A 22,370-nucleotide genomic window follows, 5' to 3' on the forward strand; every position below is an offset into this window, starting at 1 on the left:
TGGCGAGCTTGCTCTCCCGCGGTCGTAGCACCCAAGGTGTGACGCTCGACCACGCCGGCTCTCGGCATCTAATCTGGCAGATCGCCAAGAGATAAGGGTGCCGAAGGCGGGTGAGGGGCGAGCGGAGAGGCGGCCTGGAACGCGCCCGTGCTTTAGCCAGAGGCGGACATGCCGACCGATTCCCTATGTCCCGCCATCGCGCAAGCCCCTCATCCGCCCTTCGGGCACCTTCTCCCCGCCTGGCGGGGCGAAGGGAACGCACATCGCGAGCCTCCTCGGTCTCGCATCGAGCTCCAAGCGCAACGCTCGGGGCCCCATCGATGGAGCCCGGCATCCCGACGATAGCGCTCAGAATGCGAAGGATCGAGCTCTCCCCTGCCATCGATGGGATTCGGAGCCCGACCTCTCTCACATTGAAAGCCATCGATGGCACATTCCGGCCCGTCGATGGCTCCGCGAAAGCGATCGATGGCTTTCCGAAACCCATCGATCGCTCTCAACGTGCCACCCTGTCGCTCTGGGAATCCCATCGATGGCTTCGTGCATGCCATCGATGGCACTTTTCGCCCTGCGCCTGGCTTTCCGAGCGCGATCTTCCGCGCTCCGGACGCGATCTGCCGTCCGGGGAACTACGGCAACCTTACCGTCACCACCAGCGGAAAGTGGTCGGACGGATAGCGGCCGTTCCAGCGCGTCGTCACCGACGTCACGGATTCCAGCCGCACGCCCTTCACGAAGATCCAGTCGATGCGCCTGTCCGCCTTGCCGGTGAATCCGTGGAACGTCGCGTCGATGCCTTCCACACGCGGCGCGGTCGTCCACGCATCCTGCAGCGTTCGGGCAAGTATCGCGTGCACCTCGCTCGCGGGCGTGGTGTTGAAGTCGCCCGTCAGCACGACCGGCACATCGGCGGGCAGTGTGGACAGATATCGGGCGATGGCGTTCGCACCCTTCACCCGCGCGGCTTCGTCCTGTTCGCGGTAGGGCAGATGGGTGTTGAGCAGGTAGAAGCGCTTGCCGTCGGTACGCTGCTCGAACAGCGCCCACGTGACCATGCGCGGATGCGGGTGGTTCCAGGTGATGCTGCCGGGAACCTCCGGCGTATCCGACAGCCAGAAGTCGCCGGATTCGACGACCTTCAACCGGTCCTTCCGGTAGAACACGCCCATGTACTCGCCGCCGCCATCGGCCTCGCGCCCGCATCCGAACCACGCGTACTGCCGCAGTTCCTTCGCCAGATAATCGGCCTGCGATTTCACCAGTTCCTGCAGGCCGATCACGTCGGGCTGCTGTTCGCGCAGCATGCGTAGCGCAAGTGGCTTGCGCGTCTCCCAGTAGTCGACACCATCGCTCTCCACCGGCAGGCGGATGTTGAAACTCATGATGCGCAGCGGGAGGTCGGCGGCATGCGCGGGCAGCGACACGATGCCCAACAGGCTCGCCAGTATCAGACTCCAATAGCTCATGGGCAGCTCCACGACGGTGGGCGGCCATTGTCGCGCAGGCGGCCGTTGAACAGTGAGGGAACGCACGCGAAACCGCCCTACTTCCACGACATGGGCTGATGCAAGATGCACCCCTCCGAACAGGAAAAGGAAGCTCCATGCCTGCGACTGCCCTGATGGCGATGCTGGCCGCCGCCGCGTCTGGCCAGCGGCCTCCGCCACCCGTGATCCTCACCGTGGACAGCGGCATGCATTCGCCCGTGGTGGATCCGGTGACCGCCTGTGTCGCCGATCGCCTCAGACCCTTCGTCGGTCCCTACGGCGTGCAGCAGGCATGGTCGCCGATGGCTACCAGCAGTTCCTCCATGTCGATGGCGAGGCGCGCGCGGTCTACGTGGTCGAGCAGGGCGGCTTTGCCGGCACGACCAAAGTGTACGGGCCCTTGCCATTGCCGCAGTGCGCTGTCGTCCTGCAGCAGGAAGCAGACACCGCGCCGCGTTAGACTCTCTGCCTGAACCAGCGAAACTGGGATAGGAATGGAATACGCCGCTCGTATGACCGCAGCGATCGCATTGTTGCTGATCTCATCACGGGTCCATGCACAAGCGCCGGAGGATCTTGATATCCCCTGCTCGGAAGCGCCCGAGACGGCCATCGTCTCGATGCCGCCGCGCCTGCAGGACGTCGCACAAGTGATATGCACACCCTACGGGCATCTCATCACCTCGGCGGATGGCCAGTACTGGACATATCCGGGCGCGCTAGCGCCAGTGATGCTGCTGGCCTATCTGGACGTGGACGAGGCCGCACCGGTGATCGTCAACCACGCCCGCCACTTCACACGCATCGAAGCACGCGATATCGCGGCAGCCGACATGGCCCGGCATCTGGGCGCTCAGGACGGACTGCCCCCACCCCCACCGGACGCCACGATCGTGGGCTTGGAGATCGTCGCGGTGAATCAGGACAACGTCGAACAGCGCATCATCCTGTTGAACGATGGCCGCAGTCGCTGGGGCTACCTTTGTGAGCCGGCCTGCAAGCCCAAGGAAAGTTTCCTCGCCCTGGACTTCCGCAAGCCGCAAGCACCGGCTGTACTACCCAAACGCTAGGCCTACGCCGAGCGACGCTGGCCGCCGTGCCTGCCCTCGGCGATCTCCTCCACCAGCTTCGCGCAGAACGCAGGCAGATCCTTCGGTGTGCGACTGGTGACCAGACCCTTGTCGACGATCACTTCATCGTCCTTCCAGTTCGCGCCGGCATTCTCCAGGTCCTTGCGGATGTTCGGCACCGAGGTCACGGTGCGGCCGCGCAGCACGTCGGCATTGGCGAGCACCCACGGGCCGTGGCAGATCGCGCCGACCGGCTTGCCGGCCTCGAAGAAGTCGCGGGTGAAGGCGAGCGCCTGATCGTCCACGCGTAGCGCGTCGGGATTGAACAGGCCGCCCGGAATCACCAGCGCGTCGTAGTCCTTGGCGCTGACTTCGGACAGCACGTGATCGACGTCGACCTGGTCGCCCTTGTCGAAGTGCTTGAAGCCCTGGATGCGGCCACTCTCCAGCGACACGATGTCGACCTGCGCCTGATGTTCCTTCAACGCGCGCATCGGCTCGGTCAGTTCGGACTGCTCGAAGCCGTCGGCGGCGAGGATGGCGACGCGTTTTCCGGTCAGATGGCTCATGGGGAAGCTCCCGTGCGAATGAGCCGCCACCGTAGCGTGCGCCATGCGCACGACACGCGAAGGAATCGTTTCGCCGGCGTCAACGCACGCGGACGTCGTGCTTCAATGGCGCACCTGTTCATCGGAGTGCATCGCCATGCCTCACCGCGCGATCATCGTCCTGCGCAGCGCAGCGGCTTTGGCGCTCGCCCTCGCGGCCATACCGGCGGTGAACCTGGCTGGCAGCGAACTGGCGGCCCTGCTGGCGCTGCCGCGTGGCGGCGATGCCAGGCTGGGCTACGACCTGCTGCGGGTGTTCCTGGCCGGCTTGACGGGTGCCGCGCTGATGGTGCGCGTCGCGGCGGTGGCCAAGACCGCGCACGCGTGGGCGATCTTCGCAATCTACCTGGCCCTGGATGTGTCGGTGACCGTGGCGGCGTGGAACGACTTCCCGCGCTGGTTCACGCTCGCCTGCCTGCTGACGTTGCCGCTGCAGGTGTGGTTGGGCTGGTGGCTGGCTGTGAGGCGGGAAGTGAGTGGAGAGGAGTGAGGAGTGAGGTAGAAGCGCCCTGCTTTCGCTCACTCCTCACTCCTCTCCACTCACTCCTGCTTCACCGCCGCGGCCACGCCGCCAGCAGCGCCCACAGCCCGCCGATGCCGGCGATCCACGCCGCCGCCGGAATGTCGAACAGGCGGGGGCCGCCCGCTTCCAGCGCATACAGCACCGCCGCGACGATCAGCAGGCCCACGCCGAGGATGGCGGCGACCACGCGCCGTTGCATGCCCTTCATCGTGTGCGCGAGGTCGGTGAGATCCTTCGAGCGCAGGGAAAGCTCATGGCGGCCATCGACCTGCTGGCTCAGCCAGGCATGCACCAGTCGCGGCATGTCCGGCGCGTGGGTCATGATCTCCGGCAGGCGCTTGCGGAATTCCTGCGCGGCGCGCTGCGGGCTGTAGCGCTCCAGCAGGATGCGCTCCAGCACCGGCCGCGCCACCGCCCAGATGTCGATCTGCGGATCGAGCTGGCGACCCACGCCTTCGATGTTGAGCAGCGTCTTCTGCAGCAGGATCAGCTGCGGCTGCAGGGTCAGTTCGTAGCGCTGCGCGGTGCGGAACAGCTTGGCCAGCACCTCGGCCAGCGAGATCTCGCTGAGCGGGCGGGTGAAGTACGGCTCGCAGACGGCGCGCGCGGCGGCTTCCAGTTCGTCGATGCGGATGTGCGCCGGCATCCAGCCGGCCTGCACGTGCAGCTCGGCGATGCGGCGGTAATCGCGGTTGAAGATCGCCATGAAGTTCTCGGCGAGCCAGTACTGGTCGTCGCGCGAGAGCTGGCCCATGATGCCGAAATCCAGCGCGATGAAGCGCGGATCGGTCTTCCGTTCCGGATCGACCCAGATGTTGCCGGCGTGGGCGTCGGCGTGGAAGAAGTTGTCGCGGAACACCTGCTGGTAGAACACGCGCACGCCCTTGGCGGCCAGCGCGCGGCGATCGATGCCGGCGGCGTCGAGCGCGCCGATGTCGTCGGACGGAATGCCGCGCACGCGCTCCATCGTCATCGCGCGCTCGGCGGTGTGCGACCAGATCACTTCGGGCACGTACAGGTCGGGCGACTCGGCCCAGTTGCGCCGCAGCAGGCTGGCGTTGCCGGCCTCGCGCTGCAGGTCGAGCTCGGCCGCCAGCGTGTTCTCGATCTCGGCGACGATCTCGCGTGGACGGATCTTGTCGGCGTTGGGGTGTGCGCGTTCGACGATGGCGGCGACGCTTTCCAGCAGCGCGATGTCGCCGGCGATCTGCTGACGGATGTCGGGGCGGAGTACTTTCACCACGACCTCGCGCCCGCCGGGCAGCGTGGCGGCGTGCACCTGGGCGATGGACGCGGACGCGAGCGGGGTGGTGTCGAAGTGCTCGAACGCCTCGTGGATGGCGCGGCCGAGTTCCTCTTCCACCAGCGCGCGCGCCACGTCGCCATCGAATGGCGCGACGCGGTCCTGCAGCAGGGTCAGCTCTTCGGCGATGTCGGGCGGGATCAGGTCGCGACGTGTGGACAGGATCTGGCCGAACTTGACGAAGATCGGCCCCAGCTCCTGCAGCGCCAGCCGCAGGCGCGCACCGCGCGGTTGCGCGGCGATCTCGGCCGAGGCACGCGGCACGAATGGACGGCCGAGCTTCAACCAGCGTTCGACCGGCGTGCCATCGAGCAGGTCGTCGAGGCGGTAACGGAGCAGCACGCGGCCGATGCGGCTGGCCCGCAGCACCGACTTCATGCGCGGTGCTCCACGCGGGCGGCCAGGCGGCCGACGCGTACGGCGATGCGCTCGACGTCGTCGCGGATCGCGTCGACATCGTCATGGAAGGCATTCAGTTCTTCCCGGCCCACCACGTCGCGCGATTCTTCGGTGATGTAGTCGGCGGCGCTCTCGGCCAGGTTGCCGGCGGCAGCGCGGACCTGCTGCAGGCCGGCGCGCACCGCGTTGGCGACCTGCACGCCGATCACGTCGCCGAACACGCGGGTGAATGGCAATGACCAGTCCGGATCGAAGCGGGTGGCCAGCGTCTGCAGGCGACGCGCGAGGTCGGCATCGCCGGACACCTTGACCTTGCCGACGGGCGTGGCGTGGTCGCGGCGGAAGAACGGCAGTTGCCCGAGCAGGCCACCGAGCGTGCTGCGCACGGCGAGGTCGGCTTCGAGCACTTCGCTGGCGGGTCCCACCTGCAGGCGACCGCCGCCGACGGTGATGTCCATCGCCAGCGGGGGGGCATCGACCTGCAGCTGGATGCGACGTCCTTCCAGCGGCAGCAGCGCCGCGGCGGTGTCGGGATCCAGCGCCAGCGCCTGGTTGAGCGCGGCTTCCAGCGCACGGCCGGCGAGGGGTTTCAGGGCATCGAACGGGGACAGGTCCATGCCGCCATTCTAGGGCCTGTCAACGCTTATGGTCCCGATCCGTACGCCCTGCCCGCCCTTCCGCCTGCATCGTGCAGGCTCGGGGCGGGCTCGACGGCGTCCTGCCGTCCCGGCGGAGAGAGACGGTATGCGTCAGACGCGCTTGCCGCGCAGCAGCGAGATGATCGCCAGGATCACGAAGACGACGAACAGCACCCACGCGATGTTGGTGGCGGCGCCGGCGATGCCGCTAAAACCCAGCACGGCGGCGATCAGCGCGATGACGAAGAAGATGATGGCGTAGCGCAGCATGGAAACTCCCTTTGGCAATGGCCAGTGGTGCAGCCGGTAGTGGCGTGCGCCATGCTGGAATGCCGGGAGTCGTCGTCGCGTGAGTGTCGGGCGGCGCGATATGGATGCGCTTCAGCGTCGTGACCCGGACGTGAAGGTTGCCCGGGACGGCTGGCCGGTCTTACACCGGATGGTCGCGCAGCCACGCGCGCAGTCGCTCGAAGCCTTCCTCCATCGACACCTGCGGCACATAGCCGAAATCGCGGCCTGCAGGTGCCATGTCATACCAGTGCGCAGTGCTGAGCTGTTCGGCGAGGAAGCGCGTCATCGGCGGTTCGCCTTTCAGCGGCAGCACGGTCCACAAGGTCTCGCAGACCGCGCCGATGCGGTAGGCCGCCTTGAACGATAGCTGCTTGTCCACGCGCGGCGCACCGGCCGACGCCAGCAGTGCATCGAGCAGCCTGCGCATCGGCCAGGGCTCGCCGTTGGAGATGAAGTACGCCTTGCCGGCGCAGGCCGCACCCGGCGCGAGATGATCGAAGGCGTCGAAGTGCGCCTGCGCGGCGTTGTCGATGTAGGTGGTGTCGACAAGGTTCTCGCCGCTGCCGACGATGCGCAGACGACCGGCGCGCGCGCGCGACACCAGTCGCGGCAGGATCTGGTGGTCGCCCGGGCCCCAGATCAGCCGCGGGCGCAGCGCCACCGTCGCCAGCGTGGCGTCGTTGGCGGCCAGCACCGCCTTCTCCGCGATCATCTTGGTGGTCGCATACGGCGCCTTGAAGCCTTCGCCGTACGGCACGTCGGCGGCGCTGCCACCTTCCACCGGGTTCGTGGCGCGGTGGGTGACGCTGGGCGTCGAGGTGTAGACGAGACGGCCGATGCCGTGCGTGCGGCAGGCATCCAGCACGTTCTGCGTGCCGACCACGTTGGCGTCGTGATAGCTCTTGTAGCTGCCCCAGGCACCGGCCTTGGCCGCGTTGTGGAAGATCGCATCGACGCCGGCGGCGGCATGCATCACCGCATGCCCGTCGGCCAGATCGCCCTGCACCTGCCCCACGCCGAGTTCGCGCAGCACCGGGTAGTGGCCGCGGTTGAAGCTGATGACCTGGTGCCCGCGCTCGACCAGTCCGCGGCAGAGCGCCTGTCCCAGGAAACCGCCGCCGCCGGTGACGAGGATCTTCATGCGTGTGGCTCCCGTTGCGTGGTCGCCCAGACCGCCAGCTTCTCGCGGCCGATCTTGGCGTTGTGGCGGATGTCGACCGGGAAACCCGGGTGCGGCAGGTAGGCGGTGATGCGCGCGGTGTGCGGATGGCGCGCGGCGATGCCGCGCAGTTCGGTTTCCATTCGTGCCCGATCGACGCTGGCGCCGGCCTGCAGTTCGTAGCACAGCACCGGCTGCTGGCGACCGGGTTCGCCGACACCGACCAGCGCGGTGCGACGCACCTGCGGATGGGTGTTGAAGACCGGTTCGACCTGCTCGGTGTAGAGCGGGCCGTCGGCGGTTTCCACACGCTGGGTCTTGCGGCCGCAGAACCACAGGCGGCCGTTGCCGTCGAACCAGCCGACATCGCCCATGCGGTGCACGATGCGCTCGCCGCCATCGGGCAGCGCCTCGCGGATCTTGGCGAGGCTGGTGGCGGCATCGCGGCGGAAATAGGTGTCGGTGGCGGTGGGACCGGCGACGGTGATCTCGCCCACTTCGCCGTCGGGCAGCACTTCGACATCGCGCCAGTCGGCGATGGCCGTGTCGCTGATGCGGATGATGCGGACCTCGTTCGGCGGTACCGCGCGACCGACGCAGGTGCCGGCACCGGCTTCGGTCTGCGCACGCGTGGCTTCCAGCTCGCGACCTTCGATCACTGCCACCGGCAGGCACTCGGTGGCGCCGTACGGTGTCCAGAACTGTGCATCGTCCGGCAGCAGCGTGCGGATCTTCGCCACCACGTCCGGCGGCACCGGCGCGCCGGCCGAGGTCACCCGCTGCACGCCGGGCAACGGCTGGCCATGGTCGGCCAGCACCTTCATCAGCGCCGGCGATCCGAACAGCTGGGTGACGCCGAAGCGCGCGATGGCGGCGTGCAGTTTTTCGGGATCGGCGCTGGCCGGGCGCGTGGGATCCATGTCGGGGATCACCGAGGTCAAGCCGAGGGCGGGATCGAACAGCGCGAACGGCGGGAACGTCGGCAGGTCGACGCCACCGGGTTGCAGCCCGAAGGCGCTGCGCAGCAGCTCGATCTGGGCGACGAAATGGCGATGGCGGTACACCACGCCCTTCGGCACGCCGGTGGAGCCGCTGGTGAACAGGATGCCGGCGATATCGTCGGGCGCGGTATCGGCCAGCTGGGGGCCCGCGCCGGCGCCGCGCGCCTCGATCTTCGCCAGCGTGGTGCCGCCCCAGGCCCAGCGCGTGCCGACGGTGACGATCTTCTCCGCCGATCCCGCCCAGCCCAGCACGCGGCGCGCGAGCTGCGCCAGCGGGATGCCGATGAAGGCGGCGGGTTCGGCTTCATCCAGGCACTGCTTCAGCGCGCGGCGGTCGATGCCCGGATCGACCAGCACCGGCACGGCGCCGGCCTTGAACAGCGCGAACATCAGCAGGAAGAACTCCGGCGTCGGCCGCACCATCACCACCGTGCGCGCGCCGCGGCCGATGCCGTAGGCGCCCAGGCCGGCGGCGATGGCGTCGCTGCGCGCATCCAGCTGCGCGTAGGTGAGCTCGCGGGTGTAGCGGCCTGCGCCATCTGGGCAGCGCATGGCCACGCGGTCGGGCTGGTCGCGGGCCAGCCGGGGAAGGCTGGCGGCGATGTTGCACGGATCGGTCATGCGGCCATTGTCGCCGCTGGACGGTACTTGCGTCAGCCGCCGGCGTAGGCAGAATGCGCGTCCCGCCCGCGCCCTGACGCCCGCCCACGCCGATGCACCCCTGCCTGACCTGCGGCGCCTGCTGCGCCCACTTCCGCGTCAGCTTCCACTGGAGCGAGGCGGATCCCGAGCAAGGCGGCGTGGTGCCGATCGCACTGACCGAGCCGCTGCGCGTGCACGAACGGGTGATGCGCGGCACCTCGCAGAAGCAGCCGCACTGCGTGGCGCTGGACGCCGACATCGGCCGCTACAGCCGCTGCACCATCCACGACCGCCGGCCCTCGGTCTGCGCGCTGGTGCCGGCGTCGCTGGAGTTCGGCGAGCGCAGCGCACAGTGCGACAAGGCGCGGCTGGCGCATGGCCTGCCGTTACTGGTGGAGGCGGACTGGGCGGGCGTGGTGGAGGCCGAGAAGAATCCGTTGCCGGAGATCTGACCCTTTTTTCCTTATGGGGGAAGAGGCTGCCCCTTACTCGATACGAGGTGGCGCGTAGCCCGGGTAAGCGAAGCGCACCCGGGACCTAATGCAGTGGCGCCTGATTCCCCCGGGTGCGGCCTTTGGCCTTACCCGGGCTACGCGCTACGTGAGCGGATGGCGATCCAGGAAGTCGCGGATCAGCGGCACCAGGATCTCGTGCTTGTCTTCCAGCACGTAGTGGCCGGCATCTTCGTACGCATGCACTTCGGCGTTCGGAAGCGCGGCGCGGAAGCCATCCAGGAAGTGCTTGTCGAACACGAAGTCCTTCAGGCCCCAGCCCAGAAACACCGGGCGGTCCGCGAACGACGGCAGCGCCTTGCCTGACGCCTCCAGCAGCGGCCACGCCTTGTCCTGCGGGCCCAGCGGAATGTCCTGCATGAAGCGGATGGTCGAGATGCGGTTGGCCCAGGTGTCGTACGGCGCCACGTAGGCGCGCCGCACGTCGGCCGGCATGCGGCGCTTCACGCCGATCCAGGAAGCGCCGGCGGAGAACGCATTGAAACCACGGACGATCCACTCGCCGACGGTCCAGTCGCGGCCCAGCGCGATCCGCCACGGCATCTTCTTCGCGGCCGGCATCGGGAACGCGGCGGTGTTGGTGACCACCAGCCGCTTCACCTGCGCGGCATGCGAGAGCGCCCAGCCGAAGCCGATCATGCCGCCCCAGTCGTGCACGGCCAGCGTCACCGGACCGGTGATGCCCAGGTGCTGCAGCAGCGCGGCCACGTCGTCCACCCGCGACTGCAGCGTGTAGTCGTAGCGGCTGTCGTCCGGCTTGTCGGACAGGCCCATGCCGATGTGGTCGGGCACGATACAGCGATAGCGATCCGACAGCCCCGCCACCAGCGTGCGCCAGTAATAGCTCCACGACGGATTGCCGTGCAGCATCACCACCACCTCGCCGTCGCGCGGGCCTTCGTCGAGGTAGTTCATCGACAGGCCGGGGCGGACTTCAAAGCGCTTCGGATGGGAGGGATAGCCGGGGAGTTTCACGTACGGTCCTTTCATTCTGATGGCGGCAGTACTCCGCCCTGTTCGTCGCGCAGCACTTCCGCACGACGGATCATCTGTTGTACTGCGGGCACCGCGTGGACATGCAACAGCTCCACGTCCGGGTGTGCGTTGGCGAATACACGGAAGATTTCATCGGCGAACGCCTGGCCGATGCCAGCGACCTCGGCGAAATCCAGCACTACATGACGGAAGCTCTCCACTCGCTGCAGCAGCCGTTTGGCTTGCGAGCGGGATACCAGATTCTCGTCACCCACTTTCGCCAATCGCACGGGCACAACAGTGCGCGCGAACGCGTAGTCATCGGGCCCGCTGGAATACTGGTCGAATACGGACTCCACGGTACGCGTCGAACCCGTGGCGATCTGCATGATGACCTGTGTACCAGGCACGTCGTGCGCCTCGTCCAACAAGTCAAGGTCGTACTTGGCGTCGTGATCGAACACCAGGCTGCCGGATTCAATCCGATACACGTCGAACATGCGCGAGGTAAAGAAGATCCCTTCCCCACTGTGCCGCTGCGGATCGGTCGTCAGCTTGCCTTTTGACAGTTCCAGGAGAGCGAGCCGTTCGTCAGGCAGCTGGAGCGCACGCGTGATCTTCCGGAAGATGCCGACGCCGTCATCCGCGACGACAAACCGCAGGCAGCCGCCGCTGCATTCCATCCATACGGACACCGTGGTCGCTTCGGAATGGTCTACCGCGTTGTTCACCATCTCGGTGGTGCCATGGTGCGCGATGTCCAGCACATTGCGGGGCAGATGATTCAGCAATGGCAGCAGGTCTGCATACCAGACCCGGTCCTCGGCCAGCCCTGCACGCGCATAGTCACGTGCGAACCGGCGGTTCTCCCCGAGCGCATAGGTCGGGCGGGTACTGCCCTGCTTGATCAGATAGCCGCCGGCGACCAAGCCTCGAACCCGCATGCTGACCCGCGAGGGACTCAACCCCAGCTGGGCGGCCACCATCGCCACGAGATCGCGCGGGTGCTCGGCCACGGCCCTGAGCAGGGCGGCATCGATTTCAGGTGAGCGGTCGGGCCTGGCCATGCCTGGATTCTAGAATTAAATCGCTATATTCGCGAATTATTATCGCTATATTCGCGAATTACTCTTTGCGCGAAACCGACACGACGCCGGCGAGCATGCAGGTCCCCTCCGGAAACGACAAGGGCTGGCGGTGGTCGCCGCCAATCCTGGTGGGGCGGATGCTGGCACCCGCGCATGCACCTAACGAGGGCTTACCACTCCACCTCGGCCATCGTGCAGTTCAGGCCCGAGCCGATGCCGAGCAGGGCGATGCGGTCGCCCTTCTTCAGCTTGCCCAGTTCCTTGAGCTTGCTCAGCACGATCGGCACGCTGGCCGGGCCGATGTTGCCGTGTTCGGTGAAGATGGTCATGACCTTCTTGGGGTCGATGCCGAAGGACTTCACGAACGCCTGCGTGTGCGGGCGGCTGACCTGGTGGATGACGAACTGGTCCAGTTCGTCCACCGCCCAGCCCAGCGCGATCTTGGCGGCGGCGAAGGTCTTGGTGGCCAGCTTCATGCCCTCGATCAGCAGCATGCGGGTGTCGGTGACCATGCGATCCAGGTTGCCGCGGCAGAGCTTGTTCCACTCGGTCGCCGAGCGGGTCACGCCACCCTTGTAGCGCGGGGCCTCGGGGGCCAGCGCGCGGCGGGTCAGCACCATCGCCACGGCACCGCAGCCCAGCGTCAGCGCGGCCAGTTCGTCGCGAAACTGCTGCTCGGTGACATCGGGGGCGTTGAGACGCTCGATGGTCTTTTCGTAGACCAGGTTGGCGGTCTCGCCGTCGACGACCAGGGCGTAATCGATCTCCTCGCGCTCCAGCATGCGGGCAGCGATGTCCATGCCATTGATGAAGGCCAGGCAGGCATTGGCGACGTCGAAGGTCTGGCAGTGGTCGCTGACGCCCAGGTTGCCGCAGACGATGCTGGCCGTGGACGGCTCCAGGTAGTCGCGGCTGACCGAGGTGTTGACCACCAGGCCGACCTTGTCGGCGCCGATGCCGGCGTCGAGCAGGGCCTTGCGCGCGGCCATCGTGGCGGCGTCGGAGGCCTGAGTGTCGGCGTCCCACAAGCGGCGGGAATGCACGCCGGCCACATCGTTCAGCACGTCGGTCTTGATGCCCAGGCGGTCGAGCGTGGGCTGCAGCCGGGCGTTGATTTCGGCGGAGGTCAGCGTGTGCGGCGCATCGATATGCGCCAGTCCCGCGATGGAGACATTCTGGAAGAGCATCGAGGTTAGCGCCAAGGCTCAGGCGAGGGGGCCGACAAGGGTAACGGCTTCCCGCCTTCACCGCATCTTTACGGGCACGCGGCTTCAGCGCGGCCCGACACCAAGTGTGACTTGGTTCACATTTTATCGGCCGCAGCGATAGGCCGCGAACCGTTGTTCACCGTTGGCCGGATCGCCCAGTGCCTGCAGCGTGTCGGCCTGCAGCCCGGGCGCCTCGTTGCGGGCCAGGGTTTCCAGCTCATCGCGCACCCGCAGGGTGTTGCGCTCGTAGAACGCCACGCTGTCCTTGACCGACACCGACACTTCGCCGCGCTTTTCGCAACCGGCGGGGGCGGCACCCGGCGCCACCACGCGGACGTCGCGGGCACTCGGTGCCAGGTGCACCCAGGTGCAGGCGGACAAAAGGAGGGGGGAGACGACGGCAGCCAGCAGGACGAGACGCATCGGGGTCACCTTGGAATGTGAGTCGCGGCCATTCTGGCCGATGCCGGATGAATCGATCCGGGCCGCAGCCCACCCCTGTTCCCCGCCATCGTGCGGGGAACAGGGGCCGGCTCGCGAGGCCCCGGGCGCCTTGCCACCTGCCCGGCGCCCTGTCCCTTCGGTTCACCGCGTGGCGCGCGGCTTACTTCTTCTTGATGTTGCCGTCGACATCCAGCTCGACCGCCTCGCCCAGCTGCAGCGCGCGGACCGCGTCGCCGACCTTGGACAGGTCTCCCACCACCACCCAGGTCAACGCGGACGGCGACAACGTGGCCGCGGCCTTGGCGACATCGGCGGCACCGATGGCCTCGTTGCGGGCCTTGTACTGCACGATGTAGTCGTCCGGTCGGCCATAGCGCTGGTTGGAGGCGATCTGGCCGAGCACCGCGGCGGCGGTTTCGTACGCGCCCGGCAGTTCCAGCGTGTTGGCGGCGCGGATCTTGGCGATCTCGTCCGGCTTGGCCGGGGCCTGGCCGGTGGCGAACTCGCTGATTTCCTTCTGCAGCTCCTTCATCGAATCGGCGGTGCGGTCGCTCTGCACGGCGGCGCTGGCCCACCACGGACGCTGGCCGAGCGTATTGCGGGCGCCGCTGTAGGAGCCGTAGGCCCAGTGCTTGTTCTCGCGCAGGTTCATGTTGAGGCGCGAGCTGAACTGCCCGCCCAGCACGCCGTTGGCGAAGTCGAAGTCGATGGTGCCGTCGTCGCCGGTAGGCGGTACCAGCTGCGCGGCGTAGACGTTCGATTGGATGGCGCCCGGCTGGTCGATCAGGAACACCCGCGGCTTGGCCGGATTGGCCACCGTCGGCACGGCCGCAGGCTTGGGTGCGTTGGGTGCGGCCTTCCAGTCGCCCAGGCGCGCTTCCAGCAGCGGGATGATCTGCGCCAGCGCGGTATCGCCGACGACGGTGATGCGCGCCTGCGACGGCTGCAGCCAGTCGCGGTGGAAGGCGACCAGGTCGTCGCGGGTCAGCGACGCGATGGAGGCTTCGGTGCCCGAGCCGGTGAACGGAATCGCGTACGGGTGGCCGGCGCCGTACAGCAGCGGCGGCAGCGTGCGCAGCGCGGCGGTCTGCGGGCGTGCCTTTTCCTGCTTGATGCCGGCGATCCAGGTGGCGCGCACGCGCTCGATTTCCGCCGGGGCGAAGGTCGGGCGACGCAGCACGTCGGCCAGCAGGTCCAGCGAGGGCGCCAGCTTGTCGGTCAGTGCGGACAGCCCGACCGAGGCCGAATCCAGGCCGGCGCCGGTGGTCAGCTCGGCACCCAGGGCTTCCTTGCGGGCGGCGAAATCGAGCGCGCCGTACTCGCCGGCGCCTTCATCCATCATCTGCAGCGCGAAGCTGGCGGTGCCGAGCTTCTTGCCGACGTCGGCCGCGTAACCACCGGGGAACTCGATGTTGATCTGCACCACCGGCGTCTCGTGGCGCTCGGCCAGCGTGACCTGCATGCCGTTGGACAGCGTGGCGCGCTGCACGGCCGGGAACTTCAGGTCGGGGAAGGTGGTGGTCTTCGGCACGCCGAGGCTGCGGTCGACGTCGGTCTTGACCGTCTTGAACTTCGGGTCGACCTGGGGCGTGACCGCCGGCGCGGTGGCGGGCGCCGCGAACACGGTCTCGGGCAGCGACGAGGCCGGCGTTTCGCTGGGTTGCACGAGGATGGTGTGCGAGCCACCGCCCAGCCACTTCCTGGCCGCCGCCTGCACCTCGGCCGCGGTGGCGCTGGTGTAGATGGCCAGTTCGTCCTTGTAGCAATCCGGCTTGTTCTGGTACACGGCGCACGAGGCCAGCACGTCGGACTTGCCGCCGAACCCGCCGATCCGCTCGATGCCGCGCACGAAACCGGCCACGCCCGACACCCGCGCGCGCTCCAGTTCCTCGGCGCTGGGGCCCTGGGTGATCAGGCGCTTGAGTTCCTCGTCCAGCGCGGCTTCGACCTTGGCCGGATCGACGCCTTCCTTGACGGTGGACATCAGGAAGAAGGTGCCGCTGATCTCGCTGCTCCACTGGTAGGCGGCCGCCTGGTCGGCGATCTTCTCGCCGTGCACCAGCCGGGTGTCGAAGCGCGAGGCGGCGCTGCCGCCCAGCACCTGCGCGAACAGCTCGAGCAGCACCGCGTCCCGGGTGCCCATCTCGGCGACCGGCCATGCGCGGTACACGCGCACCTGCGGCACGCGGTCCGGGATGGTCTCGCGGGTGTCCTTGGCGCGGGTGGGAATGTTGGTCTTCATGTCCGCCAGCGTGGCGCTGGCCGGGATGTCGCCGAAGTAGCGGGTGACCTTCTCCTTGGCGGTGGCGACGTCGATGTCGCCGGCCAGCACCAGCACGGCGTTGTTGGGGCCGTACCAGCTGCGGAACCAGGTCTTCACGTCGTCCAGCGTGGCCGCGTCGAGGTCGGCCATCGAGCCGATGGTCTGCCAGCTGTAGGGATGTCCGGCCGGATACAGCGCCTCGAACATGCGCGCGGTGATGCGGCGGCCGTAGGGCTGGTTCTCGCCCTGGCGCTTCTCGTTCTGCACCACGCCGCGCTGCTCGTCGAGCGCCTTCTGGTCGATCGCACCCAGCAGGTGGCCCATGCGGTCGGATTCCATCCACAGCGCCATGTCCAGCGCCGTGGTGGGCACGTTCTGGAAGTAGTTGGTGCGGTCCTGGTTGGTGGTGCCGTTCTGGTCGGTGGCGCCGACCAGCTCGAACGGGGTGAAGAACTCGCCGTCGTGGTTCTCGCTGCCCTGGAACATCAGATGCTCGAACAGGTGGGCGAAGCCGGTACGGCCCGGCGTCTCGTTCTTGCTGCCCACGTGGTACCACAGGTTGACCGCCACGATCGGCGCCTTGCGATCGGTGTGCACGATCACCCGCAGGCCGTTGGGCAGGGTGAACTCTTCATACGGAATCACGATGTCCGCACCGGCGGCCGGCTTCGCATAGGTGGAAGCCGGGGCGTACGCCAGGCCCCCGAGGGCGGCGGACAGGGCGACAGCGAGCAGGGCGGCGCGGGGCCGGCGGGAAACGGACATGGACACTCCTTTGATACTGAATGGGCCAGCAGAACCCCCGATCCTAGCCGCCGCCCGGGGTCATTACACTAGGCCACAAGACATGACCGACGGCATGGGCGCCGCCGTGCCGGTGCCCCCGACCCCCGCGTGGAGGCGAACATGGACCGCAAGCACTGTCTGGTGACCGGGGCCAATCGCGGCCTGGGCCTGGAACTGGCCTCCCAGCTGCTGGCCCGCCAGCGGCACGTGGTGGCGACCTGCCGCCATCCCGGCAAGGCGACCGCGCTGAACCGGCTGTCCGCCGAACATCCGGGCCGCCTGCACGTGCTGCCGCTGGACGTGGCCGATGCCCGCAGCCGCGACGCGTTGCTGCACGAGCTGCCCCTGGTCACCGATGAGGAACCGCTGCACCTGCTGGTGAACAATGCCGGCGTGCTGCGTGGCGGCGAGCGCTTCGGCCAAGTCGCCGCCACCGACCTCGACACCAGCTTCCATACCCACGCCGCGGGACCGTTCCTGCTCACGCAGTCGCTGGCGCCCCAGCTTGCCGATGGCGCCGTGGTGGCCAACATCTCCTCCGAGATCGGCTCGATCGCCTTGCGGCAGGAATTCCGCACGCCCAGCTACGCCATCGGCAAGGCGGCACAGAACATGGCGACCTCGTTGCTGTCGCAGGCGCTGTCATCGCGCGGCATCAAGGTCGTGGCGCTGCATCCCGGCTGGGTGCGCACCGACATGGGCGGCGACAACGCCGCCCTCTCCGTGGCGGAGTCCGTCAGCGGCCTGCTGCGGGTGATCGACCATCTCACGCCTGCGGACAGCGGGCGCTTCCTCGACTGGCAGGGCGACCCGCTGCCCTGGTGAAGCTGAACGTTCGCTGCGCCCCTCCCTGCGCAGCGCAACGCTTCCGAGTTGAATGGCATCCAAACCCCTACGTACCGGAATGACCGGGCGTGGGGCGAAGCGGCGTGTTCGAGGTCACATCGGACGCCCCGGCACGTCCCGGTTCAAGCAGGACGGACAGCCGTACGGACAGCGATCCCGGACAGCGGACACGCAGGAAGCACCACGGAACACTTACGAATCAACAGCTTAAGACTGGCACGGTTTCTGCGTAACCCATAACAAGAACGCGCAGCACCCCACCCAAACTGACTGAAGCCTGAATCAACTCACCAAAACAGCAGGTTTTGCTTGATCACTGCGTTTAGGTGTACTACCTTACTACAACACCACCCAACAACATCACTACAGAGGCATGACAATGAACGCCAAACACCTCCTCCCCCTGACCGCCGCCGCCGTGTTCGCCCTGTGCGCCGGTGCCATGGTCGTCTCCGCCACCCACGCCGACAACCCGCAGGGCGCCGTCGCCCAGGCTGAGCGCATCGTCGACCTGCCGACCGTCACCGTGACGCCGGACGCCGCGGATCTGGCCCACTACCGCACCTACAAGGACGCCAGGATCGTCGACCTGGCCACGATCACCGTGACCCCGGCCGCCGAAGACCTGGCCCAGTTCTTCGCCCAGCAGGCCGTCCGCGTGGTCGACATGCCGGTGGTCACCGTGCGTCCCTCGGCCGATGACATGCAGCAGATCGCGGTGCAGGCGGGCGTGCTGGCAGGCCAGCTGGCTTCGCGTTGAGTCGCAGGCGGTACTCGTTCCCCCTGTGTCGTCACGCAAGCCGGCGGCGGCCGGAGTTCCACCGCACCACCCGCCCGTGAGGTCATGCAGCGCCGCGTAGAATGCGCGCCATGACCGACACCCTGGACATCGACGTCCTGCTGTACCAGCCGGAAATTCCCCCGAATACCGGCAATGCCATCCGCCTCTGCGCGAACACCGGCGCGCGGCTGCACCTGATCGAACCGCTCGGGTTCGCATTGGAAGACAAGCAGCTCAAGCGCGCCGGCCTGGATTACCACGAATACGCCACGCTGCAGGTCCACGCCTCGCTCGATGCGGCCCTGCAGCGCATCCGCCCCCGGCGCGTGTTCGCTCTCAGCACCCGCGGCACCGTCCGCCACGACCGACCTGCCTACCAGCCGGGCGACGCCTTCCTGTTCGGCCCCGAAACGCGCGGCCTGCCACAGGAGGTGCTGGACGGCCTGCCGGACGACCAGCGCATCCGCCTGCCGATGCGCCCGGACAACCGCAGCCTCAACCTGTCGAACACGGTCGCCGTGGTGGTGTTCGAAGCGTGGCGGCAGGCGGGGTTTGTCGGCGGCGCGTGACCTGAGTCGTAGACGCCTGCAGGCGCGCACCCTAACCTCGCCGGACCGTATCGGCACAGCCAAGGACCCTGCAGCATGACGCCCACGATCGTCTTCATGTCCCTCTACGTACTCACGCTCATCGGCATCGCGATCTACCTGATCGTGCTGGCGACGCGTTTGGTCAAGGCGCAGGAGCGCAGCGCACAGGCGCTGGTCGACATAGCCAGGAAAATGAAGGATTCCCTCGACCGGTAGAGGTCAGTCGAAACGCGCGAGTCCGTAGGGCGCCAGTGGAATATCGCTCGGCTCGCCCGCCATCATCTGATCGATCAATCTGCCGGTCACCGGGCCCTGCGTCAGTCCCAGGTGACCGTGGCCGGTGGCGACGAAAATGCCTTCGCCCGGCACGCGATCGATGATCGGCAAAGAATCCGGCGTGCACGGACGATTGCCTGCCCATTCCGAGACCGGTTCGCCGGTGATGCCGGGAAACAGCGTGCGCGCTTCCGGGTCGAGCCGGTGGATCAGCGCATAGTGCGGATCGCGGCCCAGCGCGGTCAGTTCCTTGATGCTGGTCATGCGGATGCCCGCCTGCATCGGCGACACCACCATGTAGCGCTCGGCCCACAGCGTGGGACGCTGCACCACCGCGCGTGCCTGCGGATACATCAGGTGGTAGCCGCGCGCCGGGATCACCGGGATCTTCAGGCCGAACGGACGCAGCAACGCGTTGCTCCATGCTCCGGCGGCTACGACGACGCGGCCGGCATGCACCGGGCCGTGGTCCGTCTCCACCCGATAGCCATCACCTTGCCGCGCGATCGCCGACACGCGGGCAATCAGCGCGTCCGCGCCGCGTGCGACCAGGTCATCGAACAGGCGCCGGCAGAACGCGCCGGGGTCGCGCATCGCCAGCGAGTCGCGCTGGAACACCGCGCGCTGGAAGCCCTGGCCGATGCCAGGCTCCAGCTCGCGAAGCTGGGCCGCATCCAGCACGTCGAACGCCACCCCGCGCTCGCGCATCAGTCCGCGTTCCCACTCGCCCTTCGCGAACGTCGCGTCCTCGCTGTAGACGTGCAGGTAACCGGTATGTGCGACCAGTTCGCTCGCGCCGATCCGTTCGCCCAGGTCCAGCCAGGCCCCGCGCGAGGCGGTGTTGATCGCGTTCAACGCATCGATGATCGGCAGCACATGCTGCATCCGGCCCTGGTTGAGGAACTGCAGCAGCCAGCGCGCGTACGACGGGCTGACGCCCCAGTCCAGTTTCAGCGGCGCCAGCGGGTTGGCCAGCATGCGCAGCGCCTTCACGACGATGCCCGGGGTGGACTGCGGCATCACGTTGCCGACCGAGATGGAGCCGGCGTTGCCGAACGAGGTCTCGCCGGCGGGGCCCTTGGCATCGATCAGCGTGCAGGACAGCCCGCGATCGAGCAGGTGGTGCGCCGTCGACAGACCGACGATGCCGCTGCCGATCACCGCGACATCGCAGGTCCGCGGCGAGAGGGAAGAAGGGGAAGCGCTCATCGGATCGGAACGTCGTAGGCGGTGCGGGGAGTGGGTTCGGGACGGAAGGTGAAGTGCCACCATTCCATCGCATAGTTCTGGAAGCCATGCCGCGCCATCGCCTGCACCAGTTGCTCGCGGTGGCGGCGCTGTTCGTCGGTGATGGACGCGTGCGCGGTATTGGCGCGCGGATCGAAGAAGTCGAACGGCGTGCCCATGTCCAGTTCGACGCAGTCGCCGTCCGCGCAACGCACCAGCGTCACGTCCAGCGTCGCGCCCCGGCTGTGCCCGGACGTCTCGGCGATGTAACCGTCGAGCAGGCGCGCCTTCTCCAGGTTGGGGTAGTACGCCGGCTTGGTGCGCTGGTCGGCCGGATCGCGCGCCCAGCGGACGAAGTGCTTCACCGCGCGCACCGGCCGGTAGCAGTCGAACACCTTCAGCGACAGGCCGTCGCGCGCCACGTCCTGCTGCACACGGGCCAGTGCCTGCGCGACCGGCGCCAGCAACAGGCATTTCGGTGCCTCGTAGCCGGTGACGGGCGCGCCGACGAAGTTGTTCCCGCCGGCATAGCGGATGTCCTGCTGCAGCCCGGGCACGAGGCTGGCCGCATCGACCAGATCCACCTCGGCCGCGTCCCGCGCGGGCAACACGCGCACGTCCGGCGCGGCGGCGCAGGCGCCGAGCCACGGGAGCACGCACAACAGCAGCCAGGCGCCGCGCATGTCAGCGACAGGCCTGCGTGCGGCGGAAGTCGAGGTCGGCATAGTCGTAGCTGAAGTCGGCGTCGGGATCGACATGCGACAGTGTAAGTCCGGCGTCACCGTCCGCCTGCGCGGCCGTGAAGTGCAACCACGGTTCGGCATCCACGCTGTCCTCGTCCCAGTCCACCAGCCAGCGCTCACCCACCTGCATCACCGTGCCGCTCAGCATCGGCGATCGTGCAGCGACAAAGCGCACGCGCTTGCCTTCCGGGCACAACGCCACGTCACCGAACCACGGGTCGCGGTAGTGTCCGGTCCACGTCGCCAGCGACGCCACGCCCGCGACCTTGCGGTCACGCGTATCCGGTTTCGGCCTGGCGGCGCGATCGCCCACACGTTCCTGCTCCAGCAGCGCCGCATAGTGCGCCACGGTGGGCGAGGACTGCGGCGCGGTGAAGTGCTTGGTCAGCACCTGCCCCAGCACGGTGCGCGCGGCTTCGCCTTCGCCATTGATCAGGATGACGATGCCGGTGCGCTGGTCGGGCAACAGGATGACCGACGAATACATGCCGGCCAGCGTGCCCGTGTGTGCCACCTTCCACGCACCATCCACGTCCGACAGGCGCCAGCCGTAGCCATACGCGGAGAAATGGCTGTTGTCCCAGGCGCGCATCCGCGCGCTCACCGGCATGGGCATGTGCGCGGTCCAGACGGCCTTGCGCTGCGCCGGCGACAGCCAGGCAGGCGACGCCTCGGGCGACAGCCACATGCGCATCCAGGCCAGCATGTCGTCCAGGCTGCAGCGGATGCCGCCGGCCGCCATCGAGGTGACGTTCGGGACGACGTCGCCGTCCTCGCGGATGACACGATTACCTTGCGAGGTGCGCATGTGCGGCTGCGCCACATTGCCGACCTGCACGCGGTTCCATTCGCCCACCTGGCAACGCGACAGGCCGAGCGGCTGGAACAGTTCGCGCTTCACCAGGTCTTCGTACGTGGCGCCCCCGGCCGCGGCGGCGACCTCGCCAGCCACCACGTACAGCAGGTTGTCGTAGGCATAGGCCGAGCGGAAGCTGTGGGTCGGCTTGAGGTGTTGCAGGCCGGCGATGATGTCGTCGCGAGTGAACCGGTTGGGCTCCGGCCACAGCATCAGGTCGCCCGCCCCCAGGCCGAGCCCGCTGTTGTGGATCAGCAGGTCGCGCACCTGCATCTGCTGCGTGACCCACGGATCGTGCATGCGGAACTGCGGCAGATGCTTGGTGACCGGGTCGTCCCACTTCAGCTTGCCGGCATCCACCAGACGCGCCAGCACACCGGCGGTCATCGCCTTGCTGTTGGAGGCGATCTTGAACAGCGTGGCGTTGTCGATCTTCTCGCCACCACCGGCCCGAAGCTCACCCCGCGTGCGCGTGTAGACGACCTCGCCATCGCGGATGATGCCGACCGCCAGGCCGGGCAGCTGGTAGCGGTCGAACGTCTGCTGCACGGCCGTGTCGAACGTGTCGGTGTCGGGCGCCGCATGCACGGTGGGCGACGACAGCGCAAGCAGGACAAGAAGACGCTTCATGGCATGACTCGGTGTTCTGCGCGA

Annotated in this window: 23 protein-coding genes; 8 read left to right on the plus strand and 15 right to left on the minus strand. The window is 67.8% G+C overall.

The annotated features are described in order from the left end of the window. Nucleotides 1-629: 629 nt before the first annotated feature. Nucleotides 630-1,466, minus strand: a complete 837-nt coding sequence (locus tag MMG85_RS12895) for an endonuclease/exonuclease/phosphatase family protein (RefSeq protein WP_241046413.1) — start codon at nt 1,464-1,466, stop codon at nt 630-632. A gap of 313 nt (nt 1,467-1,779) precedes the next feature. Here MMG85_RS12895 and MMG85_RS12900 point away from each other — a divergent pair, with 313 nt between their 5' ends. Both MMG85_RS12900 and MMG85_RS12905 read left to right on the plus strand, forming a co-directional pair. After that, on the plus strand, nt 1,780-1,947 hold the full coding sequence (locus MMG85_RS12900) for a hypothetical protein (protein ID WP_241046414.1): 168 nt from the start codon (nt 1,780-1,782) through the stop codon (nt 1,945-1,947). A 34-nt stretch (nt 1,948-1,981) separates the two neighbouring features. Beyond that, nucleotides 1,982-2,557 carry a hypothetical protein gene (locus tag MMG85_RS12905; RefSeq protein WP_241046415.1) on the plus strand — a complete coding sequence of 192 codons (576 nt, stop codon included), beginning with the start codon at nt 1,982-1,984 and terminating at the stop codon, nt 2,555-2,557. A gap of 2 nt (nt 2,558-2,559) precedes the next feature. On the opposite strand, the gene MMG85_RS12910 is transcribed toward MMG85_RS12905, so the two are convergent. Further along, entirely contained in the window at nt 2,560-3,126 is a 567-nt protein-coding gene (locus MMG85_RS12910) for a type 1 glutamine amidotransferase domain-containing protein (protein ID WP_241046416.1), read from the minus strand. 136 nt (nt 3,127-3,262) lie between these two features. Here MMG85_RS12910 and MMG85_RS12915 point away from each other — a divergent pair, with 136 nt between their 5' ends. Then, nucleotides 3,263-3,655, plus strand: coding sequence for a hypothetical protein (locus tag MMG85_RS12915; protein ID WP_241046417.1), 393 nt, complete (start codon nt 3,263-3,265; stop codon nt 3,653-3,655). A 61-nt stretch (nt 3,656-3,716) separates the two neighbouring features. Here MMG85_RS12915 and ubiB read toward each other — a convergent pair whose 3' ends face one another. The 5 genes from ubiB to oleC all read right to left on the minus strand — a co-directional run bounded on the left by ubiB (nt 3,717) and on the right by oleC (nt 9,100). Further along, complete coding sequence (gene ubiB / locus MMG85_RS12920) at nt 3,717-5,369, minus strand: ubiquinone biosynthesis regulatory protein kinase UbiB (RefSeq protein ID WP_241046418.1); 1,653 nt, start codon at nt 5,367-5,369, stop codon at nt 3,717-3,719. After that, on the minus strand, nt 5,366-6,007 hold the full coding sequence (locus MMG85_RS12925) for an SCP2 sterol-binding domain-containing protein (protein ID WP_241046419.1): 642 nt from the start codon (nt 6,005-6,007) through the stop codon (nt 5,366-5,368). The genes ubiB and MMG85_RS12925 overlap by 4 nt, the downstream gene beginning before the upstream one ends. A gap of 132 nt (nt 6,008-6,139) precedes the next feature. Further along, on the minus strand, nt 6,140-6,298 hold the full coding sequence (locus MMG85_RS12930) for a DUF1328 domain-containing protein (RefSeq protein ID WP_082563134.1): 159 nt from the start codon (nt 6,296-6,298) through the stop codon (nt 6,140-6,142). Nucleotides 6,299-6,458: 160 nt separating this feature from the next. Next, nucleotides 6,459-7,460: a 2-alkyl-3-oxoalkanoate reductase gene (gene oleD / locus MMG85_RS12935; RefSeq protein ID WP_241046420.1), complete on the minus strand. Its 1,002-nt coding sequence runs from the start codon at nt 7,458-7,460 to the stop codon at nt 6,459-6,461. Then, a complete protein-coding gene (gene oleC / locus MMG85_RS12940) occupies nt 7,457-9,100 on the minus strand; it encodes an olefin beta-lactone synthetase (RefSeq protein ID WP_241046421.1) in 1,644 nt (547 codons plus the stop codon). Before oleC ends, oleD begins: the two co-directional genes overlap by 4 nt. 92 nt (nt 9,101-9,192) lie before the next feature. Here oleC and MMG85_RS12945 point away from each other — a divergent pair, with 92 nt between their 5' ends. Further along, on the plus strand, nt 9,193-9,573 hold the full coding sequence (locus MMG85_RS12945; protein ID WP_241046422.1) for a YkgJ family cysteine cluster protein: 381 nt from the start codon (nt 9,193-9,195) through the stop codon (nt 9,571-9,573). A 144-nt stretch (nt 9,574-9,717) separates the two neighbouring features. Here the strand turns inward: MMG85_RS12945 and MMG85_RS12950 are convergent, their stop codons facing one another. The 5 genes from MMG85_RS12950 to MMG85_RS12970 form a co-directional block, all read right to left on the minus strand. Then, on the minus strand, nt 9,718-10,548 hold the full coding sequence (locus tag MMG85_RS12950; RefSeq protein ID WP_241046466.1) for an alpha/beta fold hydrolase: 831 nt from the start codon (nt 10,546-10,548) through the stop codon (nt 9,718-9,720). Between the two features lie 71 nt (nt 10,549-10,619). Further along, nucleotides 10,620-11,675 (minus strand): DUF4325 domain-containing protein, encoded by a 1,056-nt coding sequence (locus MMG85_RS12955; RefSeq protein WP_241046423.1) that lies wholly within the window; start codon nt 11,673-11,675, stop codon nt 10,620-10,622. 191 nt (nt 11,676-11,866) lie between these two features. Next, the gene (locus MMG85_RS12960; RefSeq protein WP_055938221.1) at nt 11,867-12,883 is read right to left on the minus strand and encodes a 3-oxoacyl-ACP synthase III; all 1,017 of its coding nucleotides are present in this window, start codon (nt 12,881-12,883) and stop codon (nt 11,867-11,869) included. Nucleotides 12,884-13,006: 123 nt separating this feature from the next. Continuing rightward, complete coding sequence (locus MMG85_RS12965) at nt 13,007-13,327, minus strand: DUF4156 domain-containing protein (RefSeq protein ID WP_241046424.1); 321 nt, start codon at nt 13,325-13,327, stop codon at nt 13,007-13,009. Between the two features lie 181 nt (nt 13,328-13,508). After that, nucleotides 13,509-16,376, minus strand: a complete 2,868-nt coding sequence (locus MMG85_RS12970) for a pitrilysin family protein (protein WP_241046425.1) — start codon at nt 16,374-16,376, stop codon at nt 13,509-13,511. Between the two features lie 141 nt (nt 16,377-16,517). On the opposite strand from MMG85_RS12970, the gene MMG85_RS12975 reads away from it, so the two are divergent. The 4 genes from MMG85_RS12975 (at nt 16,518) to MMG85_RS12990 (ending at nt 18,830) form a co-directional block, all read left to right on the plus strand. Then, nucleotides 16,518-17,222: an SDR family oxidoreductase gene (locus MMG85_RS12975; protein ID WP_241046426.1), complete on the plus strand. Its 705-nt coding sequence runs from the start codon at nt 16,518-16,520 to the stop codon at nt 17,220-17,222. Nucleotides 17,223-17,622: 400 nt separating this feature from the next. Next, entirely contained in the window at nt 17,623-18,003 is a 381-nt protein-coding gene (locus MMG85_RS12980; RefSeq protein ID WP_241046427.1) for a hypothetical protein, read from the plus strand. 110 nt (nt 18,004-18,113) lie between these two features. Then, a complete protein-coding gene (gene trmL / locus MMG85_RS12985) occupies nt 18,114-18,593 on the plus strand; it encodes a tRNA (uridine(34)/cytosine(34)/5-carboxymethylaminomethyluridine(34)-2'-O)-methyltransferase TrmL (RefSeq protein ID WP_055941072.1) in 480 nt (159 codons plus the stop codon). Nucleotides 18,594-18,668: 75 nt separating this feature from the next. Then, nucleotides 18,669-18,830 (plus strand): hypothetical protein, encoded by a 162-nt coding sequence (locus tag MMG85_RS12990; protein ID WP_241046428.1) that lies wholly within the window; start codon nt 18,669-18,671, stop codon nt 18,828-18,830. A 3-nt stretch (nt 18,831-18,833) separates the two neighbouring features. Here MMG85_RS12990 and MMG85_RS12995 read toward each other — a convergent pair whose 3' ends face one another. From MMG85_RS12995 to MMG85_RS13005, 3 genes are read right to left on the minus strand one after another with little or no spacing between them, the layout of a single operon-like run. Continuing rightward, nucleotides 18,834-20,099 (minus strand): FAD-dependent oxidoreductase, encoded by a 1,266-nt coding sequence (locus MMG85_RS12995; protein ID WP_241046429.1) that lies wholly within the window; start codon nt 20,097-20,099, stop codon nt 18,834-18,836. Next, nucleotides 20,096-20,800 (minus strand): M15 family metallopeptidase, encoded by a 705-nt coding sequence (locus tag MMG85_RS13000; protein WP_241046430.1) that lies wholly within the window; start codon nt 20,798-20,800, stop codon nt 20,096-20,098. Before MMG85_RS13000 ends, MMG85_RS12995 begins: the two co-directional genes overlap by 4 nt. Nucleotide 20,801: 1 nt before the next feature. Then, the gene (locus MMG85_RS13005) at nt 20,802-22,346 is read right to left on the minus strand and encodes a serine hydrolase (RefSeq protein ID WP_241046431.1); all 1,545 of its coding nucleotides are present in this window, start codon (nt 22,344-22,346) and stop codon (nt 20,802-20,804) included. Between the last annotated feature and the right edge of the window lie 24 nt (nt 22,347-22,370).

Origin of the sequence: Pseudoxanthomonas sp. LH2527 (assembly GCF_022539275.1) — a bacterium.
GTDB lineage: Bacteria > Pseudomonadota > Gammaproteobacteria > Xanthomonadales > Xanthomonadaceae > Pseudoxanthomonas_A.

Bases quoted from the DNA above. Each gene is read 5' to 3' on its own strand.
- MMG85_RS12975 (WP_241046426.1), top strand. From the start codon at position 16,518: ATGGACCGCAAGCACTGTCTGGTGACCGGGGCCAATCGCGGCCTGGGC.
- MMG85_RS12965 (WP_241046424.1), bottom strand. From the start codon at position 13,327: ATGCGTCTCGTCCTGCTGGCTGCCGTCGTCTCCCCCCTCCTTTTGTCC.
- MMG85_RS12990 (WP_241046428.1), top strand. From the start codon at position 18,669: ATGACGCCCACGATCGTCTTCATGTCCCTCTACGTACTCACGCTCATC.
- MMG85_RS12900 (WP_241046414.1), top strand. From the start codon at position 1,780: ATGGTCGCCGATGGCTACCAGCAGTTCCTCCATGTCGATGGCGAGGCG.
- MMG85_RS12960 (WP_055938221.1), bottom strand. From the start codon at position 12,883: ATGCTCTTCCAGAATGTCTCCATCGCGGGACTGGCGCATATCGATGCG.
- MMG85_RS12895 (WP_241046413.1), bottom strand. From the start codon at position 1,466: ATGAGCTATTGGAGTCTGATACTGGCGAGCCTGTTGGGCATCGTGTCG.
- MMG85_RS13000 (WP_241046430.1), bottom strand. From the start codon at position 20,800: ATGCGCGGCGCCTGGCTGCTGTTGTGCGTGCTCCCGTGGCTCGGCGCC.
- ubiB (WP_241046418.1), bottom strand. From the start codon at position 5,369: ATGAAGTCGGTGCTGCGGGCCAGCCGCATCGGCCGCGTGCTGCTCCGT.
- MMG85_RS12950 (WP_241046466.1), bottom strand. From the start codon at position 10,548: ATGAACTACCTCGACGAAGGCCCGCGCGACGGCGAGGTGGTGGTGATG.
- MMG85_RS12930 (WP_082563134.1), bottom strand. From the start codon at position 6,298: ATGCTGCGCTACGCCATCATCTTCTTCGTCATCGCGCTGATCGCCGCC.
- MMG85_RS12995 (WP_241046429.1), bottom strand. From the start codon at position 20,099: ATGAGCGCTTCCCCTTCTTCCCTCTCGCCGCGGACCTGCGATGTCGCG.
- MMG85_RS12910 (WP_241046416.1), bottom strand. From the start codon at position 3,126: ATGAGCCATCTGACCGGAAAACGCGTCGCCATCCTCGCCGCCGACGGC.
- MMG85_RS12925 (WP_241046419.1), bottom strand. From the start codon at position 6,007: ATGGACCTGTCCCCGTTCGATGCCCTGAAACCCCTCGCCGGCCGTGCG.
- MMG85_RS13005 (WP_241046431.1), bottom strand. From the start codon at position 22,346: ATGAAGCGTCTTCTTGTCCTGCTTGCGCTGTCGTCGCCCACCGTGCAT.
- oleC (WP_241046421.1), bottom strand. From the start codon at position 9,100: ATGACCGATCCGTGCAACATCGCCGCCAGCCTTCCCCGGCTGGCCCGC.
- MMG85_RS12905 (WP_241046415.1), top strand. From the start codon at position 1,982: ATGGAATACGCCGCTCGTATGACCGCAGCGATCGCATTGTTGCTGATC.
- oleD (WP_241046420.1), bottom strand. From the start codon at position 7,460: ATGAAGATCCTCGTCACCGGCGGCGGCGGTTTCCTGGGACAGGCGCTC.
- MMG85_RS12980 (WP_241046427.1), top strand. From the start codon at position 17,623: ATGAACGCCAAACACCTCCTCCCCCTGACCGCCGCCGCCGTGTTCGCC.
- MMG85_RS12915 (WP_241046417.1), top strand. From the start codon at position 3,263: ATGCCTCACCGCGCGATCATCGTCCTGCGCAGCGCAGCGGCTTTGGCG.
- trmL (WP_055941072.1), top strand. From the start codon at position 18,114: ATGACCGACACCCTGGACATCGACGTCCTGCTGTACCAGCCGGAAATT.
- MMG85_RS12970 (WP_241046425.1), bottom strand. From the start codon at position 16,376: ATGTCCGTTTCCCGCCGGCCCCGCGCCGCCCTGCTCGCTGTCGCCCTG.
- MMG85_RS12945 (WP_241046422.1), top strand. From the start codon at position 9,193: ATGCACCCCTGCCTGACCTGCGGCGCCTGCTGCGCCCACTTCCGCGTC.
- MMG85_RS12955 (WP_241046423.1), bottom strand. From the start codon at position 11,675: ATGGCCAGGCCCGACCGCTCACCTGAAATCGATGCCGCCCTGCTCAGG.